This is a genomic window from Streptomyces sp. 13-12-16 (assembly GCF_002114215.1).
Taxonomy (GTDB): Bacteria; Actinomycetota; Actinomycetes; order Streptomycetales; family Streptomycetaceae; genus Streptomyces.
In genome coordinates, this window is record NZ_NCTE01001288.1 from 1 (window position 1) to 1,067 (window position 1,067).

Genomic DNA, 1,067 nt, shown 5'->3' on the forward strand with positions numbered 1-1,067 from the left:
CAGCGCGCCCAGTGGCACGCCCACCGGCGCGACCCCCGGTTCGACCACGCCCTGGAACTGCGCTCGCCGGGCGGACTGGACGCCGCCGCGCTCACCGCCGCGCTGGCCGACGTGACGGCCCGCCACCAGCCGCTGCGCACGGCGTTCACCGAACGCGACGGCACGGTGTTCCCGCACCCGGTCGAACCTCCCGCCCTGACCGTCGAGCGGTGCGCCGACCTCGACGGGCGCCTGGCCGAACTCGCCGGACAGGTGACGGACCTGACGGCGGAGGCGCCGCTGCGGGCGCGGCTGCTCACCGCCCCCGACGGCCGCCAGGCGGTCTCGCTGACCGCGCACTACCTCGCCGTGGACGAGTGGTCGGTGGTCCCCCTGCTCCGCGACCTCACCACCGCGTACGCCGCCCGGTCCCGGGGCCGGGAACCCGGCTGGCGGCCACTGCCGGTGACGTACGCCGACCACACCCGCCGGTCCCACGAGACGCTCGGCGACCTCACCGACCCGGACAGCCGGGGCGGGCGCGGTCTCGCCCACTGGCGGCGGACGCTGAAGGACGTACCGTCCGTCCTCGCGCTGCCGGCGGACCGGTCGGGGTCCGCCGCGCCCGGCCGGGTCGCCTTCGTGCTGGACGAGCGGCTGCACGCCGACGTGGACCGGCTGGCCCGGACCACCGGCACCAGCATGTTCATGGTGCTGCACTCGGCCCTGGCGGCCCTGCTCACCGCGCACGGCGCGGGCACCGACCTGCCCATCGGCACGATGACCGCGGGCCGCACCGACGACCGGCTCGCCGACCTCGTCGGCTGCTTCCTCAACACGCTCGTCCTGCGCACCGACACGGCGGGCGACCCCGCCTTCGCGGAACTGCTGGCCCGGGTGCGGGAGACGACGCTCGGCGCCCTGGACCGGCAGGACGTGCCGTACGACGAGGTGGCCCGCGCGACCGGCCTCCCCCCCCGAGGGACCCCGGGTCATGGTGATCCATCACGAACAGGCCGACCTGGCACGGCTGGAGGGGGAACTGGGCTCGCTGCGGGCCGCCCCCACCGGAGCGGTGCGGGCCGGGC

Annotated in this window: 1 protein-coding gene; it reads left to right on the plus strand. The window is 76.9% G+C overall.

Annotated features, from left to right (window positions below; genetic code table 11):
- Positions 1 to 1,067 (plus strand): condensation domain-containing protein (locus B7767_RS39535; protein WP_256923733.1); only part of this gene is annotated, 1,067 nt, incomplete at both ends.